The organism is Gordonia sp. (in: high G+C Gram-positive bacteria), from assembly GCF_020438995.1.
Classification (GTDB): domain Bacteria; phylum Actinomycetota; class Actinomycetes; order Mycobacteriales; family Mycobacteriaceae; genus Gordonia.
In genome coordinates this window covers 1-16,999 of the sequence record NZ_JAGQTN010000206.1, presented here as the reverse complement: position 1 = coordinate 16,999, position 16,999 = coordinate 1, and the positions used below count along the sequence as shown (strand labels likewise).

12 protein-coding genes are annotated in these 16,999 nt (G+C 66.4%); 4 read left to right on the top strand and 8 right to left on the bottom strand.

The annotated features are described in order from the left end of the window. Position 1 precedes the first annotated feature (1 nt). Positions 2-2,644: a serine/threonine-protein kinase gene (locus KDB67_RS14845; RefSeq protein ID WP_291017080.1), complete on the top strand. Its 2,643-nt coding sequence runs from the start codon at positions 2-4 to the stop codon at positions 2,642-2,644. Positions 2,645-2,674: 30 nt separating this feature from the next. Here KDB67_RS14845 and KDB67_RS14840 read toward each other — a convergent pair whose 3' ends face one another. The 3 genes from KDB67_RS14840 to fgd are packed head-to-tail and all read right to left on the bottom strand — an operon-like array spanning position 2,675 to position 7,060. Continuing rightward, positions 2,675-3,877 carry an acetate kinase gene (locus KDB67_RS14840; protein WP_291017078.1) on the bottom strand — a complete coding sequence of 401 codons (1,203 nt, stop codon included), beginning with the start codon at positions 3,875-3,877 and terminating at the stop codon, positions 2,675-2,677. Continuing rightward, positions 3,874-5,991 carry a phosphate acetyltransferase gene (gene pta, locus KDB67_RS14835; RefSeq protein ID WP_291017076.1) on the bottom strand — a complete coding sequence of 706 codons (2,118 nt, stop codon included), beginning with the start codon at positions 5,989-5,991 and terminating at the stop codon, positions 3,874-3,876. The genes KDB67_RS14840 and pta overlap by 4 nt, the downstream gene beginning before the upstream one ends. Before the next feature lie 52 nt (positions 5,992-6,043). After that, positions 6,044-7,060 (bottom strand): glucose-6-phosphate dehydrogenase (coenzyme-F420), encoded by a 1,017-nt coding sequence (gene fgd, locus KDB67_RS14830; RefSeq protein ID WP_291017140.1) that lies wholly within the window; start codon positions 7,058-7,060, stop codon positions 6,044-6,046. Positions 7,061-7,327: 267 nt separating this feature from the next. On the opposite strand from fgd, the gene KDB67_RS14825 reads away from it, so the two are divergent. Both KDB67_RS14825 and KDB67_RS14820 read left to right on the top strand, forming a co-directional pair. After that, positions 7,328-7,948 carry a DNA-3-methyladenine glycosylase I gene (locus tag KDB67_RS14825; RefSeq protein WP_291017074.1) on the top strand — a complete coding sequence of 207 codons (621 nt, stop codon included), beginning with the start codon at positions 7,328-7,330 and terminating at the stop codon, positions 7,946-7,948. Positions 7,949-7,972: 24 nt separating this feature from the next. Then, positions 7,973-9,178: a helix-turn-helix domain-containing protein gene (locus tag KDB67_RS14820; RefSeq protein ID WP_291017072.1), complete on the top strand. Its 1,206-nt coding sequence runs from the start codon at positions 7,973-7,975 to the stop codon at positions 9,176-9,178. On the opposite strand, the gene KDB67_RS14815 is transcribed toward KDB67_RS14820, so the two are convergent. From KDB67_RS14815 to KDB67_RS14800, 4 genes are all read right to left on the bottom strand, one after another. Beyond that, the gene (locus tag KDB67_RS14815; protein WP_291017070.1) at positions 9,168-10,661 is read right to left on the bottom strand and encodes a fatty acid desaturase; all 1,494 of its coding nucleotides are present in this window, start codon (positions 10,659-10,661) and stop codon (positions 9,168-9,170) included. The genes KDB67_RS14820 and KDB67_RS14815 overlap by 11 nt on opposite strands. A 202-nt stretch (positions 10,662-10,863) precedes the next feature. Continuing rightward, the gene (locus tag KDB67_RS14810) at positions 10,864-11,871 is read right to left on the bottom strand and encodes an enoyl-CoA hydratase-related protein (RefSeq protein WP_291017067.1); all 1,008 of its coding nucleotides are present in this window, start codon (positions 11,869-11,871) and stop codon (positions 10,864-10,866) included. A 5-nt stretch (positions 11,872-11,876) separates the two neighbouring features. Then, positions 11,877-12,680, bottom strand: a complete 804-nt coding sequence (locus KDB67_RS14805) for a crotonase/enoyl-CoA hydratase family protein (RefSeq protein WP_291017066.1) — start codon at positions 12,678-12,680, stop codon at positions 11,877-11,879. Positions 12,681-12,731: 51 nt separating this feature from the next. After that, positions 12,732-13,790 carry a GNAT family N-acetyltransferase gene (locus KDB67_RS14800; RefSeq protein ID WP_366852331.1) on the bottom strand — a complete coding sequence of 353 codons (1,059 nt, stop codon included), beginning with the start codon at positions 13,788-13,790 and terminating at the stop codon, positions 12,732-12,734. A gap of 121 nt (positions 13,791-13,911) precedes the next feature. Between KDB67_RS14800 and KDB67_RS14795 the strand changes: the two genes are divergently transcribed. Next, complete coding sequence (locus tag KDB67_RS14795) at positions 13,912-15,072, top strand: acyl-CoA dehydrogenase family protein (protein WP_291017065.1); 1,161 nt, start codon at positions 13,912-13,914, stop codon at positions 15,070-15,072. Between the two features lie 64 nt (positions 15,073-15,136). Here the strand turns inward: KDB67_RS14795 and KDB67_RS14790 are convergent. Beyond that, positions 15,137-16,999 (bottom strand): CoA transferase (locus tag KDB67_RS14790; RefSeq protein WP_291017064.1); only part of this gene is annotated, 1,863 nt, incomplete at its 5' end.

Below are 16,999 nucleotides of genomic sequence, written 5' to 3'. Positions count from 1 at the left end.
AATGACCGGCTCACCCACACCGGCGCACTCCACAGGCGATTCCCCACTCGACGGGGACCGCACCACCGAACCCGGCCACATGACCGCCGACCAGGTGCATTCCGGTGATCTCGACGAGACGGATTTCGACGAGAGCGACCACACCGAGGCCGTCGCGTTCGACCCGTTCGCCGACGACGAGGCGGACGAAACCGACGGCACCCAGGCCGTGACATTCAACCCGTTCGCCGACGACGAGGCCGACCAGACCGACGGCACCCAGGCCACCGCATTCGACCCGTTCGCCGACGAGGCGGACGAGACGAACGGCACCCAGGCAGCCGCGTTCGACCCGTTCGCCGACGACACCGACGAGGTTCCCCGCAGACCACCGCCCGGGCCCGGACCGGTCACCGACTACACCACCGGCAGCACCGGGCCCGTGTCGACCGAACCCATCGGCACCGGCTCGAAACTGCGCCTGATCCCGCAGAATCATCTGGGAGTGCACGACCGGCGCCTGGGTAGCGGACTGGTGGACCTGCCCACGATCCACGACATCGACCCCGCCGACGCAGTCCTCACCGGGGCCGTCATCCCGGAGGGCAAACGCCGGTGCTGGCGTTGCGGCAGGCCCGTCGGCCGCAACGACGGCGAACATTCCGGCCCGATGACCGGTGACTGCCCGAAGTGCGGTGCGCACTATTCGTTCGTTCCGGGCCTTGACCCCGGCACACTGGTCGCCGACCAGTACGAGATCGCGGGCGCGATCGCTCACGGCGGCATGGGCTGGCTGTATCTGGCCACCGACCACAATGTGTCCGACCGGCCCGTTGTCCTCAAAGGACTGCTCAATTCCTCCGATTCGGAGGCGCAGCAGGTGGCGCTCGCCGAACGGCAGTTCCTGGCTTCGGTGAATCATCCGGGCATCGTCAAGATCTACAACTTCGTCGAGCATCCCGACCAGTTCGGCCAGCACATCGGCTACATCGTCATGGAGTACGTCGGTGGCCAGACGCTCAAACAGCTTATGGCGGCGCAGAAGTCGGACCTCGACAGCGACAATCGCCTACTGACCATCGAGCAGGCGATGGCGTACATGCTCGAGGTGCTGCCGGCCGTGGGCTATCTGCACTCGGTGGGCCTGGTGTACAACGACGTCAAACCCGAGAACATCATGGTCACCAGCGACGACGTCAAGCTGATCGACCTCGGTGCGGTGTCGGCGATCAACGGTTACGGACATCTGTACGGCACACCGGGATTCCAGGCGCCGGAGATCGTGCGGACCGGTCCGCAGGTGGCCACCGACATCTACAGCATCGGCCGCACCCTCGCCGCACTCACATTGCCGATGCGCCGCAAGAACGGCCGATACCTCGACGGCCTGCCGAGCCCCGAGGACGCCCCGGTCCTGGCCGACAATCCGTCGTATCAGCTTCTGCTGCAACGTGCTACGTCATCCGACCCCGACGAGAGGTTCGTCTCCGCGGAGGAGATGAGCACACAGGTGCTCAACGTGCTGCGCGAGGTGGTGGCCGTGCACACGGGGGTGCCGCGGCCGTCGTTGTCGACGGTGTTCAGCCCGCCGCGCACCACTTTCGGCACCGAACTGCTGCTCGGTCCGGTCGACGGATTCTTCGACCCCGACAAGGCGGCGTTCTACGATCCGCTCGACATCGCGCACGCGCTCCCGGTCCCACTGGTCAGCCCTGCCGATCCGGCCGCCGGCATGCTCACCTCCGCGGCCCTGTCCTCGCCACGGCAAACCCTCGATTCGATCAAAGTGGCTCGTGCCGACGGATTTTCAGCGGTCTTCGGAACCCCTTCGGCCGATCCGCACCCGTCGCTGGAGATCGATCTGGTGGAGGCGCGCGCCCATCTCGAACTCGACAACGTCGACACCGCCATGGAGTTGCTGCGCAACATCACCGTTCACCACGGCGACTCGTGGCGGGTGCGCTGGTACATGGGTCTGTGCGCGTTGCGCAATGGCGAACCGGAGATCGCCTATGAGCGTTTCGATGATGTGCTGCAAGCGATGCCGGGTGAGATCGCACCGAAGATCGCCGTCGCGGGCACAGCGGAGTTGATCGGCCGGTGGCTCGCGGACGAACGCCTGGCGAGCCAACGACGCATCACCGAGTGGACCACGATCGCCGCCCACCATTATCACGACCTGTGGTGGACCAACCACACGATCATCACCGCCGCGTTCGGCCTGGCGCGGCTGAACACGGCCTCCGGCCGGATCGCCGAGGCTCTCGAACCTCTCGACGAAGTCCCTTCCACCAGCAGGCATTACAACACCGCGCGGGCCACGGCCGTACTGATCCTGGTGCACGGCCGCAAGACCGAGGACATCACCCGCGAGGAGATCACCGAAGCCGCCGCCCGGCTCGAACAGATCCCCGAGACCGAACCCCGCAAAGCCCGGCTGGCCCTCATCGTTCTCGGGACAGCCCTGGGATGGATTGCGGCACAGGATGATCCACCCACCGACCCGAAGGTGAAGTTCCTCGGCTACCCGTTCACCGAACTCGGTGTGCGACGCGGTACCGAGAGCTCCCTTCGCGCCCTGGCCCGGCAGACCCGCTCCAACCGCGACCACCGATTCATACTGGTCGACCTCGCCAACTACGTGCGCCCGGCCACTCTCTTCTGATCGCCCCGCCGGTTTCGAGGTGTGACGACGTCAGGAGTCGGCGACGACCTGGGCGGCCTGGCGGGCGATGGCGAGTTCTTCATTGGTGGGGACCACCAGCACGTCAACAGCACTGCCGTCGGTGGAGATCCGGCGGGTTTCCTTGGAGCGCACGGAATTTCGCTCCGGATCGAGGATGATGCCGAAGTTTTCCAGATCGGTGAGGGTGTCGGCGCGCAGGCCGGCGGCGTTCTCGCCGACACCGGCGGTGAAGCAGATCGCATCGAGTCGGCCGAGGTCGAGCAGGTAGGCACCGAGGTAGTGCCGCAACCGGTGTACGTACACGTCGTAGGCCAGCTTCGCCGAATGATCACCCTGCTCGATGAGCGCGGTGACGGATCGGAAATCGCTTTCGCCGCACAGCCCTTTGAGGCCGGACTGTTTGTTGAGCAGGGTGTCGATCTGATCGGCGGACAGTTTGGCCACCCTGTGCAGGTGCATCACGACGCCGGGATCGATGTCGCCGCTGCGGGTTCCCATGACCAGCCCCTGCAGCGGGGTCATCCCCATCGACGTGTCGATCGGCTGCCCGCCGCGGATCGCCGATGCCGACGCCCCGTTACCCAGGTGCAGCACGATCTGATTGAGCTCGGAAAGGGGTTTGCCGAGAAACTCGGCAGCCTTGCCCGACACGTACTCGTGACTGGTGCCGTGAAAACCGTAGCGGCGGATGGCATGCAGGCTGGCCACACCGCGGTCGAGGGCATAGGTGGCCGCCGCATCGGGCAGGCCGTGAAAGAACGCGGTGTCGAACACGGCGACCGCCGGGACATCGGGCAGCAACTGGCCGGCGGCCCGTATGCCGATCAGGTTGGCCGGATTATGCAGTGGCGCAAGGCCGGCGATACGTTCGATCTCGCTCATAACGTGTTCGTCGATCAGCGTGGGCAGGAAGAAAGTACGCCCGCCGTGCACCACCCGGTGCCCGACGGCACGCAAACCCGCTGTGTCCAGGTCGATCCCGCCCTCGGCGAACAGTTCGGCGACCCGCTCGAACGCCGTCCTGTGGTCGGGCAGTTCGATCTCTTCGGTGAGTTCGGCACCGTTCTGTTCGTGCGTGATCGACGATCCCAGATCACCGATCCGCTCGCACAGTCCTTCGGCGCTGACCACCTCCGTGTCGGGGTGTATCAGTTGGTACTTCAGCGACGACGAGCCCGCGTTGAGGACCAGCACCGAACCCGCAATACTCATGTGGCATCACCTTTTTCGCACGCCTGGGCCTGGATGGCGGTGATCGCGACGGTGTTGACGATGTCGGACACGAGCGCACCGCGCGACAGGTCGTTGATGGGCTTGTTGAGGCCCTGCAACACCGGGCCGATCGCCACCGCGCCGGCGCTGCGCTGCACCGCCTTGTAGGTGTTGTTGCCGGTATTGAGGTCGGGGAAGATCAGCACCGTCGCCTGCCCGGCAACCGGCGAGTCGGGCATCTTGGTGGCCGCCACAGACGGTTCGACCGCGGCGTCGTACTGAATAGGGCCCTCCACCAACAGATCCGGGCGTCGTTCGCGTACGAGCCCGGTGGCCACCCGCACTTTGTCGACGTCGGCACCCGACCCGGACTGACCGGTCGAATACGACAGCATTGCCACCCGCGGCGTGATGCCGAACGCCGCCGCAGTCTCCGACGACGAGATGGCGATGTCGGCGAGTTGTCGGTCGGTGGGATCGGGCACCACCGCGCAGTCACCGAACGCGAGAACCTGGTCGGCCAGGCACATGAAGAACACGCTCGAGACCGTCGACACGCCCGGTTTGGTCTTGATGATCTCGAACGACGGCCGGATGGTGTGCGCCGTGGTGTGCGCGGCCCCCGACACCATGCCGTCGGCCTTGCCGAGGTGCACCATCATCGTGCCGAAATACGAGACGTCCCGGACGATGTCGCGGGCCGCCTCCTCGTCGATGCCCTTGTGCTTGCGGAGTTGGTGATAGGCGTCGGCGAACTCGTCGACCAGTTCGGAATCGAGCGGATTGATGATGTCGATGCCGTCGAAGTCGATACCGAGTTCGTCGGCGCGGGCCCGAACCAGCACCGGGTCGCCGAGCACCGTCAATCGAGCAACGTTACGGCGCACCAGGATTCCCGCCGCCCGCAGGATCCTGTCGTCGTTGCCCTCGGGTAGGACGATGTGGCGCCTGTCCGCTCTGGCCCGCGCGAGCAGTTCGTACTCGAACATCTGCGGGGTCACCACCTCGGTGAGCGGCACGTCCAGTGGTTTCATCAATTCGGCCGCGTCGATGTGCTTTTCCATCATCGCGATCGCGGCCTCGATCTTGCGGGCCGAGAACCTGCTCACCTGGCCGCGGGTGTGCGCGGAGGTGCGGGCGGTCTCGTAGGTGCCCTGCTCACACGCGATGATGGGCAGTGTGGCCCGCATGCCTTTGACGAGGCTGTCGATCATCGGGTGCGGTCGCAGACCACCGTTGAGAATGATTCCGGTCAGCCTCGGAAAGCCATGCGCCACATTGGCATTGACCAGAGCGAGGAGGACGTCGGATCTGTCGGCCGGGGTGATGACGACGGTGGAGTCGGTGATGCGTTCGAGAATATGCTCGACGGTCATGCCGCCGACCATCACCCGTAGCGCCTCCCTGTCGAGGAGTTCGGGGTCGCCGCTGTACAGTTCGGCCCCGAGCGCGGCCTGCAGCTCACCCATGGTGGGCGCCACCAGGATTGGGTCCTCGGGCAGTGCCCACGACTGCACACCGGTGGTGGCCAGCTCGGCGGTGATCTCCTTCAACCGCGCCGGATCGCACCTGTTGGCGATGAGCACCGCGGTGGATGCGTGTGCGGCGGCGATCTCGCCGACGAGCACTTCGGCGTGTGCGCGCAGTTCGGCCGGAGTCTGGTCGACCGCCCGCAGTGCCAGGACCACCGGCGCCGAGAGATTGGCCGCGACACGGGCATTGAACGACAGCTCCGACGGATTGCCGATACCGGTGTAGTCCGAGCCGACGATAACCACGGCGTCACAACGCTCCTCGACGGCGTGGAACCGGGCGACGATCTCGGCGATCGCGGCATCGGGGTCGGCGTGCACGTCGTCGTAGGTGACGCCGAGACAGTCGTCGTAGTCGAGGTCGGCGGAGAGGTGCTCCATCATCAGTTCGAGGATGCGGTCACGCTCGCCGTTTGCCGCGGCACGCGAGATGGGCCGGAACACTCCGACCCGGCCGCTGGTCGCGATCAGCAGGGCCAGCAGGCCGAGCGCGATCGCCGATTTGCCGGTATCGCCTTCGGCCGATGCCACATAGATGTTTCTGCACGAAGGCGCCGATTCAGGCGTCGCCGACTGTCCCATGCGCTAAACCCTAACCCTCCGGACCACATCGCGTGATCCGAGTCTCCCGGGGCTACACGGTGAGGTTGCGCAGGCGGGGTTCGAGGTCGCGGGCGAAGTTGTCGAGGAAGCGGCGCTGGTCGTGACCGGGGGCGTGGAACACGAGGTGGTTCAGGCCCGCGTCGGTGTAGAACTTGACCTTCTCGACGGCCTCGTCGGGATCGGAGGCGACGATCCAGCGTTTGGCGACCTGCTCGATGGGCAGTTCGTCGGCCAGGCGTTCCATTTCGGTGGAGCTGTTGACGCTGTGCTTCTGTTCCGGAGTGAGCGAGAGTGGCGCCCAGAATCGCGTATTCTCCAGTGCTAGTTGCGGGTCGGGATCGTAGGAGATTTTGATCTCGATCATCCGGTCGATGTCGTCGGAATTGCGACCCACCTTCTCGGCACCCTCCTTGACGGCGGGGATGAGCTTCTCGGTGTACAGTTCGGCCCCCTTGCCGGACGTGCAGATGAAACCGTCACCGGCCCGGCCCGCATAGCGCGCGACGACCGGCCCGCCCGCGGCCACGTACACGGGGACGGGCTGCTCGGGGATGTCGTACATGTAGGCGCCCTGCGTCTTGTAGTACTCGCCGTCGAAGTTCACCTCGTCGCCGGTCCACAGCTGACGCATCAGCGCGATGGACTCGCGCAGCCGGGCGAAACGCTCCTTGAACTCGGGCCATTCACCCTGGAAACCGGTGGCGTACTCGTTGAGCGCCTCGCCGGTGCCGACACCGAGCATGATGCGTCCGGGATACAGGCAGGCCATCGTCGCGAAGGCCTGAGCGATGACAGCCGGGTTGTAGCGGAAGGTAGGGGTCATCACCGACGTGCCGATCTGCACGCGCTGCGTGCGCTCGCCGACCGCGGCCATCCAGGCCAGGGAGAACGGGGCGTGACCGCCATTGTGCCGCCACGGCTGGAAGTGGTCGCTGACCGCCACGGAATCCATGCCGGCCTGCTCGGCCGCAACCGCGATCTCGACGAGTTCACGTGGGTCGAACTGTTCGGCCGATGCCTTGAAGCCGAGCTTGAGTTGTTGCGCCATCTGCTTGTCCTTCACTCCGGTCCCGCCGCTGCACAGGTCTGCCCGCACACCGGCCAAACGCCCGAGCGAGCACTCGCTCACCAACGTACCCGGCGATCGTCGCGGGCTGTCACCCGGATCACACCGGCGGGCCTGTGGATAGCGCCGTTGCGGGCTCCGGGCGAAACCCACTACCGTCGAACGGGTATTCGACAACCCGGGACGGCATCCCGGGTCCACTGGCATCCCCGGTTCACCGGTATCCCGGTTCAGATGAAGGAGTCGCCCATGAACGCCCTGTCCCTCGCCGACGATGGAGCCCTGCGCTGCTCGTGGGCCGCTCGCGAACCGGAGACCGCCTATCACGACACCGAGTGGGGGTTCCCGGTGGCCGACGACACCCGACTGTTCGAGAAGATCTGCCTCGAAGGGTTCCAGTCCGGCCTGTCCTGGCGCACCATCCTGCTCAAACGGGACAACTTCCGCACGGCATTCGCCGGATTCGATATCCCGACCGTCGCAGGTTTCGGCGAGCGCGACGTCGAGCGGCTGCTCGGCGATGCCGGTATCGTCCGGCATCGCGGCAAGATCAACGCCGCCATCAACAATGCCGCCCGCGCCCTCGAACTCATCGACGAGGCCGGATCTCTCGCCACCTTCGTCTGGCAGTTCGAACCGGAGAACGCCGACAGGACTGCGGCAGAACCTGTTTCGACCTCACCGGAGTCTGTGGCATTGTCCAAGGCGCTCAAGAAGCGTGGCTGGAAGTTCGTCGGACCGACCACCATGTACGCGTTCATGCAGTCGATGGGGGTGGTCAACGATCACTCGGCGGGTTGCCTCACCTATGAGCCCGTCGTTCTCGCCCGTGAGCAGTTCACGCGTCCGGAGCTGCCGCGACAGCGCTGAGCCGGTGTTACCGTTGAGCGCACCATGACTTCCCGATCGACCGAGTGGCTCATCGAATTCACCGTCGCACAAGCTGATCCGGGCACGGTGGCCACGTTCGTACGGCGAACGGCCGATGGGATCAGGAAGCGCACCGGGCCGTTGCCCGACGATGTGCAGGCGACGATCGCTCCCGCTATCGAAGAGCACTGGCGGGCGTTCCTGAGCGAAGTGACCACGACCGACCAGGGCGTCACCGAATTGGTACCCGCCGCACACCGTCTCGCGGTGCTGCTGGCCACTCACCATCTCGATCTGTCGATGCTGCTGAGGATCTATCAGGCGGCGCAGACCGCGTCGTGGGACTTCGCGGTGGCCGTGGTGAAGGGCGCACCCGCCGACCTGGACCGCACCCGACTACTGATCTGGTTCTGGACCAAGGCATCTCGCTGGTTCACCGCGTCGATCGAGCTGTCGGTGGCGGTGTATCAGGAGGAGTTCAACCGGATCCGGCAACGCGGCGACACCCGGCGACACGAACTGGTGGCCGGCGTCCTGGCAGGCAATGAGATCAGCGCCGCGGAACTGTCCGCCGAACTCGGCGGCTACCGGGTGAGCGGAGTGCGGCATGTCGCGGTGATCGCACACGCCCTCACCGCCGATGTCATCGAACAGCTCGAGCCCACGGTCACCGCGTTGTCGGCCGCCTTGCGGGGTGCCGGGATGACCGTGGTGCGGCCCGGCGGGCGTGAACTGTGGGGCTGGATCGCGGCACCCGCGGTGGGGGTGGCCGATCTCGACGCCGCGGCAACCGACATCGACGCGTCGCAGGTCCGGCTGACCGTAGGTGGGCCGGCCGCCGGACTGGCCGGTTTCATCGCCGCCCACCGGGATGCGCTGATGGCGCAGCGGGTGGCGTTGTCGCCGGTTCGCGAGGTCGCTGTCACGGAATATTCCCAGGTCGCGGCGCTGACACTGCTGGCGCTCGACCACGAGTCGGCAGCCCGCTTCGCCCGCGACACCTTGGGCCCGCTCGCGGATTCCGACCAACGGCACCTGCGCGACACCGTTCGTATCGTGCTCACGTCGCCCGAGTCCGCCGATGTGGTCGCCGCCCGGCTCGGGGTGCACAAGAACACCGTCAGGTACCGCGTTCAGCAGGCCGAGCGAATGCTCGATCGCCCGCTCCAAACCGGAGCGGGCGATCTGCTACTTGCTATCGACTATCTCGACGCGTTCCCTATCGACTAGCTTCCTCGCGTGTCGATGTCTTCGGGCTCGATGTCTTCGGGGTCGATGCCTTCTGGGTCGATGCCTTCTGGGCCGCCACGCCGGATGCCGTCTGCACCGGGATGAAGTCGACCTTCTCGCGGACACCGCAGTCGGGGCAGCACCAGTCGTCGGGGATGTCCTTCCAGGCTGTACCTGCGGCGAAGCCTTCGGCCTCGTCACCGGAGGCCACTTCGTAGGTGTACTCGCAGCCGGGGCAGCGGGCGACCAGCACCTCGGTGGCGTACACCTGGCGGGTGATGTCTTCCTTCTCGGTCTCAAGTTCGGTTCCGGGCGGCGGGAACTTGGCCATCAGCTTGTCGAGCTTGCCGGGCTGCACGTTGGCCAGGCGGACGTCACCGTCGAAGTGCGCGACGACGCGCGGGTCCATCACCTTGCGCCACAGCGGCGGGATCACCGCGAGGACGATCATGCCCGCGTAGCCGGTGGGCAGGGTGGGCGATTCCTTGTAGTCGCGCAGCGTCTGGTAGCGACGGGTGGGGTTGGCGTGGTGGTCGCTGTGCCGCTGCAAGTGGTACAGCAGGATGTTGGTGCCGATGTTGTTGGAGTTCCACGAGTGCGAGGGCAGCACCCGCTCGTAGCGGCCGGTGCGCGTCTTCTGCCGCAGCATGCCGTAGTGCTCCATGTAGTTGACCACTTCGAGCAGCGAGAATCCTACGATGGCCTGCAGGATCAGGTACGGGATCACCTCGACGCCGGTCACCGCGATGATGACACCGAACAGCACGACCGTCATCGCCCAGGCATTGAGGACATCGTTGCCCCAGTGGAACGGGTGGGTTTCCTTGCGCTCGTAACGCTTCTTCTCGCTGCTCCAGGCGCTGCGCAGCGATCCGGAGACGGTGCGCGGCCAGAAGCGGTAGAAGCTCTCACCGATGCGCGACGATGCCGGATCCTCGGGGGTGGAGACGCGGGTGTGGTGGCCGCGGTTGTGCTCGATGAAGAAGTGGCCGTAGGCGCTCTGGGCGAGCGCGATCTTGCCGAGCCAGCGCTCTTCCTTCTCCCGCTTGTGGCCGAGTTCGTGGGCGGTGTTGATGGCGATGCCGCCGACGCAGCCGATCGAGATGGCCAGGCCGATCTTGTCGATGACGGGCCAGTCGGTGGTGCCGACCAGGTACATCGCGACGATGAAGCCGGCGTACTGCAGCGGGAGGAAGGCGTAGGTGACGTACCGGTAGTACTTGTCGTTCTCGAGTTCCTCGATCATCTCGTCCGGCGGGTTGGATGAGTCGGTCCCGATGATGATGTCGGCGAGCGGCACGATCAGGAAGATGACGATGGGTCCGGTCCACATGAACACGCCCCAGCCCGTCAGCAAGTACATACCGAGTGCTATGAACGCCAGCGACGGGACGACCAGTCCCATCAGCCAGAGGTAGCGTTTGCGATCACGCCACTGCTCGGTGGTGCCGTCTGCGACGACACCAGTGGGTTCCAGACTCATGGCTGTGTACTCCCTTAAACCTTGACAACGTTCGATGTTGTCAACGTTACAGGGATCTGAGTCACAAACATCGGCCAATTCGCACAAGAATTAGATTCTCTGTTGTGCTTTTTCACAGTAATCGCTCATGTGATCGAACTCTGAGGTATGGTCGTGCACACAGATCGGGATGCCGGGATCGTCAGCTTTCCGACCGAAAGGGTCAACCGGCCGAATCAGTGTCCCCGAACAGATCGGGCAGGCCTTCGGAGATGTGATCGGGGAAGACCGGCGAGCGTTTGCCGAGGAAGGCGTCGACGCCCTCACGCACATCTGCGGCCTGACCGCGCACATGGATGCCGACAGATTCAGCACGGTGCGCGTCTATCGGATCGGCCGCACCCAGCATGCGCCAGAGCATGGCCCGGGTCAGCGCCACCGACACCGGTGCGGTCCCGGCCACCAGCTCGCGGGCCACCTCGATCGCCCGGGGCAGAACCTGTTCCGGTGCGACGACCTCACGCACCAGCCCACGCTCGAGCGCCTCGGCGGCCGGCACCATCCTCGCGCCCAGCACCCACTCCAGGGCGGTGCCGATGCCGACCAGCCGCGGCAGGAACCAGCTCGAGCAGGCCTCCGGGACCAGTCCGCGCGCGGTGAAGACGAAACCGAATTTGGCTGTGTCCGAAGCGATCCGGATGTCGGCCGGCAGCGTCATGGTGACCCCGACACCCGCGGCCGGACCGTTGATGGCGGCGATCACCGGTTTCGCGGACCGGAAGATGCGCAGCGCGGTCACCCCGCCGACATCGGGCGGGGTCTGCCCCTCGGTCTCGGTGACGAAGGTGTCGCCACCGGCGGCGAGGTCGGCGCCCGCACAGAATGCCCTGCCGGTGCCGGTGAGCACCACCGCGCGCACCGCATCGTCGGCGTCGGTTCTGTCGAGCGCGGCGATGATCTCCTCGGACATCTGGTGGGTGAACGCGTTGAGTTTGGCGGGCCTGTCGAGCCGGATGATCGCGATCTCGCCGTCGGCCTCGACGCTGACCACCGGTGCGCTCTCCCGGGTCAGCGAATCGCTGGCCGTATCGGGGATGGTGTTGCCGAATTCGGCTTTCGCGGAGCGTGATTCACGAAAGCCGAATTCGGCTTTCGCAGGGCGTGATTCACGAAAGCCGAATTCGGCTTTCGCAGGGCGTGATTCGCGAGATCGGTCCTGCGCCCCGGCCATCGCGGCTACCGTCCCGTCCACTGCGGCGCGCGCTTCTCGGCGAACGCCCGCGGCCCTTCCCTGGCATCGGAACTCGCGAACACCGTGCGGATCGCGGTCCTGTTGATCCGCCACGCCTCCTCGTCCCAGCCGCGCTCGGACAGTGCGGTCTCGTGCATGACGCGCTTGGTCTCGGCGACGGCGAGCGGAGCGTTACGCGCGATCGTCGCCGCCAGTTCGAGCGCGACGTCGAGCGCGGTTCCCGCCGGGGCGATCCGGTTGACCAGCCCGAGCTCGTAAGCCCTTGCAGCGGAGATCGGTTCGCCGGTCAGGGCGATCTCGGCCGCGACCTTCTGCGGCACCTGCCGGTGGATCCGCAGCAGCCCGCCGGCGGCGGCGATGATCCCCCGACGTACCTCCGGCAATCCCATGGACGCGGTCTCATCGATCACCGCGAGGTCGGCGGCGAGCACGATCTCGGTGCCCCCGCCGAGCGCGAAACCGTTCACCGCCGCGATGACCGGCGTCGAAATCCAGTGCCGCACAATGCCCGCGAAGTCCCACTCGCGGTGCTCGGGATCATCGATCCGCCGTCCGGCGCCCAGTTCCTTCAGGTCGGCACCAGCGCAGAACGCCTTACCCGCCCCGGTGAGTACCACCGCCCGCACGTCCTCGTCGGCGTCGGCACGTTCGAGTGCGGCACCGGCCGCCGCCGACAACGCCGAGTTGACCGAGTTCATCGCCTCGGGCCTGTTGAAGGTGATGACGGCGACGTGGTCGCGAACCCGGTACAGCACCTCGCCGGAATCTTCGGGTTGGTGTTCAGTCACAAACTGCTCCTGTAGGTATATCCGACTGTATTTGTCCGAAAGCTGTTGAGATCAGCCGAACACCGGCGGCGGCTCGTCGGTCCGGCCCACCTGGTAGCACGTGTCCGAATCCTCCTGCTCGTAGCCGAGCAATCGGCACATGCGCACCGCGGCATGGTCGTCGGGGTTGATCCGCAGCAGCGACACCTGCGCACCGCGTTCGCCCGCCGGCGGATTGTCGCGCTGGTCGGTCATCGCGGCCACCAGCAGCGCACTGCCCAGCCCCTGCCCGGTCGCCGATGCCGCCAGGATCAGCGCGAACACCGGAGCTGCGCGCAGTTCGAGGTGGATGGTCGTGGCGGTGGTGTACCAGACGAATCCCAGCATGACGCCGGTCGCGTCGCGCACGTCGATGACGGTGCCGGTGCCGCGGCCCAGATCCGAGGTGAGCCGGTCGCGATGCGCCTGCGGCACCGACGCGGCGCCGAGCACCTCGACCAGCTCGGCGACGTCCGCGCCGAGTGCGCGTGGGGCACCCAGGACCAGACCCGCGGGCACTTCGCGCACATCCAGCGGCAGCGCGAACGGACCGGTCAGCGGCCGCGCCAGCCCCCACTGCTCGGCGACGGCGTCGACGCCGAAACGTCTGGTGAGCCGTTCGGCGGCCGGATGGGTGGAATACGCCCAGCACCGCAGCGCCGTCGCGCCCGTCCCGTCCCAGCCGCCTTCGGTCGCGGCGTCGAGGCCGAGCTGTTCGACGAGAAGGGTGGTCAAGCCGCGGGAGCGGTAGTCCGGGTGCACGACGTAGGAGACGGTCGCCAGTCCCCCGGCACCGATCGCCAGGCGGAGATAGGCGACCACCACCGGCGGGGCGTACTCGTCAGGGTTCAGGTCCGCGGGGTTCAGGTCGGCGGGGTTCAGATCTGGGTGCGCCCGGATCGGCAGATGCAGCACCCGGATGTCGCCGGTGACATCGGTGCTGGTGACATCGGCCGGGTCGATCTGGGCGAAGCCGGCCTCGTCGTCGTAGGCGGACGCCGCCGTCACGAGCGCGAGGATCTGATCGAGGTCGTCGCCGTCCAGTTGCGGGGTCCACGAGTAGGAGATGATGGACTGGGCCTGGTCAATCACCCAGTAAATCTAACGTATTTCGATAAGCTTGACAATGCCGAAAGCCGTCCGTTCGAATGGTATAAATCTAATGTACATAGATAAATAGATCCGGCGCCCCGGACGCTGACCAGGAGATACCATGCGCACCGATCTCTTTTCCGACGACCACGAACAGTTCCGCGCCTCCGTCCGCGGCTTCGTCGGCAAACACGTCGTCCCCAACATGCAACGCTGGGACTCCGACCGTCTCATCGACCGCGACACCTGGCGGGCCGCGGGCGCGCAGGGACTGCTGGGCCTGTCTGTGCCCGAGGAGTACGGCGGGCCCGGCGAGACCGACTACCGGTTCCGCGTCGTCATCCAGGAGGAGATCGCCCGTGTCGGAGCGTCGGCCCTGCAATCGGGGTTCTCCACCAACGACGACATCGCGCTCAACTACCTGCTGCGCCACGCCACCGACGAGCAGCGCGCACGCTGGCTGCCCGGCTTCGTCACCGGCGAGACCATCGGCGCCATCGCGATGAGCGAGCCCGGGGCAGGCAGCGACCTGCGCGGCATCGGCACCACCGCCGTCCGCGACGGCGACGGGTGGGTGATCAACGGCTCGAAGACCTTCATCACCAGCGGCATCCTCGCCGACCTGGTCATCGTCTTCGCCAAGACGTCGGCCGAGAACACGACCGGGCGCAGTTCGAACGATTTCAGTCTGTTCGTCGTCGAGGACGGCACCGCCGGTTTCGCCCGCGGCCGCAAACTCGACAAGGTGGGCCTGCACGCTCAGGACACCGCCGAACTGTTCTTCGACAACGTCCGGGTCGGCGAGAACCAACTCCTCGGCGAGGTGGGCGGCGGACTGCGCTACCTGATGCAGAGCCTGCCGCTGGAGCGTCTCGGCATCGCCATCGCCGGACAGGTATCGGCGGAGGCCGTCTTCGACTGGACCCTGGCCTATGTCAAGGAGCGTGAGGCGTTCGGCGGGCCGATCGGCCGCTTCCAGGGGCTGGGGTTCACCCTCGCCGAACTGGCCACCGGCATCGAGGTGTGCCGCGCCTACATCGACCGCTGCGTCCGCGAATACAACAACGGAACACTCACCGCGATCGACGCCGCCAAGGCCAAACTCTGGGCAACGGAGTTGCAGGACAAGGTGATCGATGCCGGTGTACAATTCCACGGCGGCTACGGATACATGATGGAATACCCCGTCGCCAAAGCATTCATCGACGCCCGCGTGCAGCGGATCTACGGCGGCACCAACGAGATCATGAAAGAGATCATCCACCGCGACCTGATGCGCTGAACCGCCCCCTTCGCCGGTTGAGGCGGGGGCTCGGCTTTCCGGTCGGAACCGGCTGGGGGAAGGCTTATTCCGGTGGGGGTTGCAGAATTCCGGCGGCGACGAGACGGTCGATCTCTGTGTCGTCGAGGCCGAGGAGGTCGCGCGCGATGGCGCGAGTCTGTTCCCCGGGCAGTGGGGCCGGATTCAGCGGGGCGTCGGGGATGGCCTGGAAGTGCGCGACCCGGACCGCGGTGGGCAGTGGCGTGGGCAGCAGGGGGTGTTCGAGGTCGGTGTAGGCCGAGCGCGCCACCAGGTGGGGGTCGACGAGCAGTTCGGGCAAGCGGTTCATCGCGCCGGCCGGAACTCCCCCCTCCTGCAACGCCGTCATCGCTTCGATGGGAGTGCGCTCTGACAACCATTGGGCCAGTGGCTCTTCTGCTGCGGCCCGGTCGGCCAGTCGGGCCGCGGCCGTCGCCAATCGTGGGTCGGCCAAGTCGATCACAGCGCACAGCCGCTCCCAGTCGGCGTCGTCACGAACACTGACCACGCACCATTCGTCGTCACCGGCGCATGCGTAGACGCCCGACGGAGCAGCGATCGGGTCGGTGTTTCCGGTGACCGCCACCGAACCGGGTGCCAGGGATTCGCGGACGAGATGCTCGCCGAGCTGCATGATCGCGGTGTCGGCCTGCGCCACCTCGATATGTCCACCGCAACCGTACTTTTCGCGGGCGATGAGCGCCGCGAGAATGGTGGCCGCACTCACCTGCGCTGCGATGTGGTCGGGGTAGACGGTGGACCCGTCGCACAGTCCCCGGTAGTCGGCGTCGTAGCGCCACAGATCCGACACCCCGCACGCGGCCCGGACCAGCGGTCCGTAGCCCAGGCGCGTGCTCCACGGGCCGACGCTGCCGAAGGCACTGGACTCGGCGACGACGATCTTGTCATTGATCGCCGAAAGATCCTCGTACGCAATGCCCATCGATGTCAGCGTGCCCGGCTTGAAATTGGCGAGCACCACATCGGCCGAGGCGGCGAGGTCGCGGAAGATCTGTTTGCCTTCCGGTTCGCGCAGGTTCAATCCGATCGACCGGCGGTTGCGGTGTCCCCAGGCCACCGAGGGTGACAGTGCCGCACCGCGTTTGGACTGGCGCAGGCCGTCGGGGAAGGCGGCGTTCTCCACCTTGATGACATCGGCGCCGTTGTCGGCGAACTGGCGGCCGAGTTCGGCGCCGAACACGATCACACCCAGGTCGAGGACCCGCAGGCCGGCGAACGGGCGCACCACCCCGACCGGCGCGGGAGCACCCGACGTGGGACTCGTATCAGATGCCGTCACAAGTTGTTTCGCGACAATCGATTCCGGAATCGGAGCAACCGCAATCTGCTCGTCGTGCTCACCCACGCCGGGGGCCCGGTGACGCCAACCGGCGCGCAGGCCGTCGAGCGTCGCGTATCCCGATGGCACGCGCGCGGCCACGCCGTCGGCGATCTGGTCGTCGGCGAACGCTCCCGAGATCGCGTAGTGTTCGGCGGTCAGCACCTCCCCGACCGACAGCACGCCGCCGATCGGAATCCCCCGCGCCGCACCTTCGGCGACGAGTTCGTCACGGGTGTACGCGGAGAACAGCTTCGCGATGAGCGGATGGATGCGGCCGGCGGCGGCGAACCGCCCGGGGATCGTGTCGTACACGGGATCGGCGAATTCGGCCGGCTCGCCGAGCCACGAGAACATCGACCGCCATTGACGTTTCGCGAGCAGGCAGATACGGACGCGGCCGTCGGCGCAGTCGAATACGGGATAGAAGTCGGCCGCATCCGGGCGCCCACGCGGGTAGTCGACCTTACGGCCGGCAGCGGCCGAGCCCTGGACACCGAAGCCGGGATCGAAGCCGTGCACGATGACCTCGAGCGCGGATATCTCGACGAGTTGCCCTGTGCCCGTGTG